We start from the raw sequence: 5,083 nt of genomic DNA on the forward strand, positions 1-5,083 counted from the left end.
CGGTTGGCGTAGAGCACGCGCCCGCCCGCATCGGCGATCAGGGCACCTTGGGGCAGATTGTCGACGAAAGCCTTGGTCAGATCGTTGCGCGCGTGGCGCTGCCCGAAATAAAGAATGCCAACCGCGCCCGCGAACAGGCAGAACACGCCGACCACCGCCAGCCCGGCGAGGATCGCCAGCACGAACGGTTCGGCCATCTCGCGCGAGACCATGGCAAGGCCGACAGCCGCTACGGCCAGCGCCAGCGCTAGCGCCACCACGAGCCCGACGCTGCCGTCCCGCTCGGCACGGTCGGCGATCGGCTCGGCATAGCGCATGGGCGCATCAATATCTGTCATGCCTTGGGAAATTACCCGATTCGATTTGTCTTGACCGGAGATTGTCATGGGCGCGAGGTCCTGTCGCGGCCCAAGGAATCGCCTCGTGCGCGAGGGCCGGCGCTCAGGGTGCAGCGTCTCGCCTAAAGTGCTGTTAAGCTCGGCTTTCGTATGGAACCTTCCACTATGGATTTCGACACCCTCATCCTCGGCGTCGCCACGCTTCTCTTCGTCGTCGCGCTGTTTGCGCTCCTGGTTTGGGCATTCAGGACGTTCTTCGGCAAGGCGAGCTCGGCGAGCTTGCGCAAAGCTAGGGAGAAGCGGCTCGGCGTCATCGAGACCGTCGCGGTGGACTCAAAGCGCACGCTTTATCTCGTCCGCCGGGACGACGTGGAGCATCTGGTGATGATCGGAGGGCCCGTCGACGTGGTCGTGGAGACGGGAATCAAAGGGCGTCCGCATCCGCTCAATCCGCCCCATGACGACGTGATTATCGCCAAGACCGAGGCCCGGCCCCCGGCCGATTACGGCAATACCTAAGGTTTCTTCGCCGATTACAGTTGACTGTTGCCTTTATATCACTGCCGGTTTCGCTTGAGGTGAGCGGCCGGTTGCGGTACATAGTGAATACGGTCTTACGGTCGCCCTGATGGGCAGGTGGATGGAGAAACCGCCGGTAGTGCCAACCGCCCGTATCGTAAGGACGCCGGCAGTTCCCTGCTAATGGTCCGACACCGACTGGCTCTGCCAGTCATGTCAGTCCCCCAAACACTTCCACTCCCCGCCCTCCAGCGGGGAGTTTTTTTGTCCGCGTTCACGATTCATGGCCAAGCCGGGCCCATGCGCTAAGCTTGGCCTATGATCGGTCGCCGTTCGGCAGTCCTTGCCTCGCTCGCCGCCTGCCTGGCCCTGGCTTTCATGGCCGCCGCCCAAGGTGCGGACTCGATGCCGGAGGACTTCGTCTATCTCCGCGACGTCGACCCCTCCATCCAACAGGACATGCGCTACGCGGGCCCGCACAACTTCACCGGGGCGCCGGTGCCGGGCTACGGCGCTCCCGAATGCGTCCTGGTGCGTCAGGCCGCCGAGGCGCTGAAGAAGGTTCAAGCGGCTCTCAAGCCGAAGAAGCTCTCCTTGCGGGTCTATGACTGCTATCGCCCGACGCAAGCCGTCGATTCGTTCGTGGCCTGGGCCAAAGAGCCCACCGATCCGGCCGCGAAGGCCGCGTGGTATCCGCGCCTCGACAAGGCTGCCCTGTTCCCCGACTACATCGCCACGCGCTCAGGCCATTCCCGCGGCGCCACGCTCGACGTGACCGTTACGCCCATCGGAGCTGCGGATCCGCCGCCGGAGGGAAAGAGCTGCATCGCGCCTCAAGATGCGCATGCACCGGACGGCAGCCTCGCCATGGGCACGACCTTCGATTGCTTCGACACCAAGGCCAATACGGACACGCCCGGACTGACGCCGATTGAAATCGAGAACCGCGCCTTGCTCAGCGCGGCGATGCAGGCACAGGGCTTCGCGAACTATCCGTTCGAGTGGTGGCACTACACCCATCAGCCGGAGCCCTACCCGGACACATATTTCGACTTTCCGATTAGGCCGCGGCCAAGCGGCGGCAGCGAGTGAGCGCAGACGGGCCACAGATCGTCGAGACGGCCGTACCGGCACGGCTCGACCGTCTGCGCTGGGGCCGGTTCCATACGCTCGTCGTCGCGGCGCTCGGCATCACCTGGGTGCTGGACGGTCTCGAGGTGACGCTCGCTGGCGCCGTGGCGGGCGCGCTGAAAGAAAGTCCCGTCCTGCAACTCAGCAACGCGGAGGTGGGGCTTGCCTCCAGCTTCTATCTGGCGGGGGCGGTGCTCGGTGCGCTCCTGTTCGGCTGGCTCACCGACAGACTGGGCCGCAAGCGGCTCTTCTTCATCACGCTTGCGGTCTATATCGTGGCCACGGCGGCGACCGCGTTCTCTTGGAATTTTTGGAGCTTCGCGCTGTTCCGCTTTCTGACGGGCGCCGGTATCGGCGGCGAATACACGGCCATCGCCTCGACGATCCAGGAATTCGTGCCCGCGCGCTATCGCGGGCACACCGACCTCGTCATCAATGGCAGCTTCTGGATCGGGGCGGCCGCCGGTGCGGGCGGCTCCATTATCCTGCTCGACCCGACGGTGCTGGCGCCGGACATCGGCTGGCGCGCGGCTTTCTTCATCGGCTCGATCCTGGGCTTGGGCATTCTGTTGCTGCGGTCCTGGATCCCGGAATCGCCGCGCTGGCTGATGACCCATGGCCGCGCCGACGAGGCACACGCGATTCTCGAGCGCATCGAGGATCACCATCGGGCGCGCGGCCATGTCATTCCGGATGAGGAGCCAGCGCTCTTCCGGCTCACATCGCGGCGTTTCACGCCGCTGCGCGAGGTTTGGCACACGCTGTTCCACGCCCATCGCCAACGCACGCTGGTCGGCCTCGCCATGGTGGCGCAAGCCTTCTTCTACAACGCGATCTTCTTCACCTATGCGCTGGTGCTGACCGACTTCTACGGCATCGTGGCGAGCGATGTGGGCTGGTACCTGCTGCCCTTCGCCGCCGGAAATTTTCTCGGGCCGCTGCTGCTCGGGCGGCTGTTCGATACGGTGGGGCGGCGCCCCATGATCGCCTTCACTTATGCGCTGTCGGGCGTGCTGCTGGCCCTGACCGGGGCCCTGTTCGCGGCCGGAGCGCTTTCGGCCACGATGCAGACCGTCTGCTGGACCGTGATCTTCTTCTTCGCCTCGGCCGCGGCGAGCTCCGCCTATCTCACCGTGAGCGAGACGTTCCCGCTCGAGATCCGCGCGCTGGCCATTGCCTTCTTCTATGCGGTGGGCACCGGCATTGGCGGTGTCGGCGCGCCGTTTCTGTTCGGGGCGTTGATCGACACCGGCTCGCGCCTGAGCCTGTTCGGCGGCTATCTGTTCGGTGCCGGGCTCATGCTCGCCGCGGCGGTCATTGCCGCGCGCTACGGCGTCGCCGCCGAGCGCAAAGCGCTGGAGGACGTGGCCACGCCTTTATCGGCGACCGATTGAGTTATTCGTCGCGGTAGACGCGCTCGCGGCGCTCGTGACGCTCCTGCGCCTCGACACTCAAGGTGGCGATCGGCCGGGCATCGAGCCGCTTCAGGCTGATTGGCTCGCCGGTTTCCTCGCAATAGCCGTAGGTGCCGTCTTCGATGCGCATCAGCGCGGCGTCGATCTTGGCGATCAGCTTGCGCTGCCGGTCGCGGGCCCGGAGCTCGAGCGCACGCTCGCTCTCGGATGTGGCGCGGTCGGCGATATCGGCATGCTGCTCCGAATCGTCCTGGAGATGCTGCAGCGTCTCCTTGGTCGAGCGGAGTATCTCCTCGCGCCAGATGAGCAGCTTGCGGCGGAAATAGGCCCGCTGCTGATCGCTCATGAACGGCTCATCTTCCGAGGGCCGATAATCTTCGGGGAGAGTTTTTTTCTTTGCAGTCGCCATGAGAGTCATGTCCGGACGTATCCATTCGTCGTTGGGCTCTTCATCTGCTCCCCATATCCGGCGCGCTCGGTCAGCGCCCCTGCCGGGCTGCCCCGTATTTACGGAAGCGAGTCGACAAGTCAAGACGGCACGCGGGGTTGACAAGGACACAAAGCAGTGTCCGGCGCGCAGTTGCGAAATCGTCATATTTGCTAGGCAGGTCCAGGACTTGCGGCGCACATTAGTTGTGCAGAGCACAAGGGGAGAGGTACCACATGCCCCCTCGCCCTTCCTTCGCCCGCGCGGGCGCGCTATGAGGCGCCTGGCACGGGGGGCATCGACTGAAAAGGACCGAACTGAAGCGTGCCGCTCTCCACCTACACCTACGCCGCCGGCGACGCCGTCCGCAATATCGGCGATTTCGCCTCGGGCCTCGTCACGCCCACGGTGAGGCTCGGCGTCACCGGGCTCGCGCGCTCCGGCAAGACGGTGTTCATCACCGCGCTGGTGCACAACCTCATTGCCGGCGGGCGCCTGCCTTTTTTCGATGCGGCGGCGGAGGGACGTCTCTTGCGCGCCTATCTCGAGCCGCAACCGGACGAGATCGTGCCGCGCTTCGAATATGAGAAGCATCTCGCGGACCTTACCGCCGATCCGCCGACCTGGCCCGACAGCACACGGCGCATCAGCCAGCTCCGGCTCACGCTCGAATACGCCTCGACAAAATTCTGGAAGCGGCAGATGGGACGCGAGCGTCTGCATATCGACATCGTGGACTATCCCGGCGAATGGCTGCTCGACCTGCCCTTGCTGCAACTCGACTACGCGACATGGTCGCGCGATGCGATCGCCCAGTCCCGCGTGGCGGACCGCAAGACCATCGCCAAGGACTGGCACAAGGCGCTTCAAGAGGCCGATCCCAACGGAGCGGCCGACGAAGCACGCGCCGCGACACTCTCGGATGTGTTCAAAGCCTATCTGCGCGCGGCGCGCACCGATCAATACGCGCTGTCCACGCTGCCGCCGGGACGCTTTTTGATGCCCGGCGATCTCGAAGGCTCGCCCGCGCTTACTTTCGCGCCGCTCGATGCCAAGGACGACACCAGCTTCGCGCGTGGTTCTCTTTGGTCGCTGATGGAGCGCCGTTACGAAGCCTATAAGAGCTACGTGGTGCGCCCGTTCTTTCGCGATCATTTCGCCCGGCTCGACCGGCAGATCGTGCTGATCGACGTGCTCGCCGCGTTGAACGGCGGGCCCGCCGCGGTGGCCGACCTCGAACGCGCCATGACCGA

Annotated in this window: 5 protein-coding genes and 1 pseudogene; 4 read left to right on the forward strand and 2 right to left on the reverse strand. The window is 64.9% G+C overall.

The genetic code is table 11. The features are described from left to right. Positions 1-338 (reverse strand): annotated as a pseudogene (locus tag AUC71_RS06935) (hybrid sensor histidine kinase/response regulator); the annotation flags it as partial. A gap of 165 nt (positions 339-503) precedes the next feature. Here AUC71_RS06935 and AUC71_RS22620 point away from each other — a divergent pair. The 3 genes from AUC71_RS22620 to AUC71_RS06950 all read left to right on the forward strand — a co-directional run bounded on the left by AUC71_RS22620 (position 504) and on the right by AUC71_RS06950 (position 3,382). Beyond that, a complete protein-coding gene (locus AUC71_RS22620) occupies positions 504-857 on the forward strand; it encodes a flagellar biosynthetic protein FliO (RefSeq protein WP_069623682.1) in 354 nt (117 codons plus the stop codon). 318 nt (positions 858-1,175) lie between these two features. Then, positions 1,176-1,949 carry a M15 family metallopeptidase gene (locus AUC71_RS06945; RefSeq protein ID WP_069623683.1) on the forward strand — a complete coding sequence of 258 codons (774 nt, stop codon included), beginning with the start codon at positions 1,176-1,178 and terminating at the stop codon, positions 1,947-1,949. Further along, the gene (locus AUC71_RS06950; RefSeq protein WP_069623684.1) at positions 1,946-3,382 is read left to right on the forward strand and encodes an MFS transporter; all 1,437 of its coding nucleotides are present in this window, start codon (positions 1,946-1,948) and stop codon (positions 3,380-3,382) included. The genes AUC71_RS06945 and AUC71_RS06950 overlap by 4 nt, the downstream gene beginning before the upstream one ends. 1 nt (position 3,383) lies before the next feature. Here AUC71_RS06950 and dksA read toward each other — a convergent pair whose 3' ends face one another. After that, complete coding sequence (dksA, locus tag AUC71_RS06955) at positions 3,384-3,812, reverse strand: RNA polymerase-binding protein DksA (RefSeq protein ID WP_069623685.1); 429 nt, start codon at positions 3,810-3,812, stop codon at positions 3,384-3,386. Positions 3,813-4,154: 342 nt separating this feature from the next. Between dksA and AUC71_RS06960 the strand changes: the two genes are divergently transcribed. After that, a partial coding sequence (locus AUC71_RS06960; RefSeq protein ID WP_141701518.1) for a YcjX family protein occupies positions 4,155-5,083 on the forward strand: 929 nt, incomplete at its 3' end.

Origin of the sequence: Methyloceanibacter marginalis (assembly GCF_001723295.1) — a bacterium.
Taxonomy (GTDB): Bacteria; Pseudomonadota; Alphaproteobacteria; order Rhizobiales; family Methyloligellaceae; genus Methyloceanibacter; species Methyloceanibacter marginalis.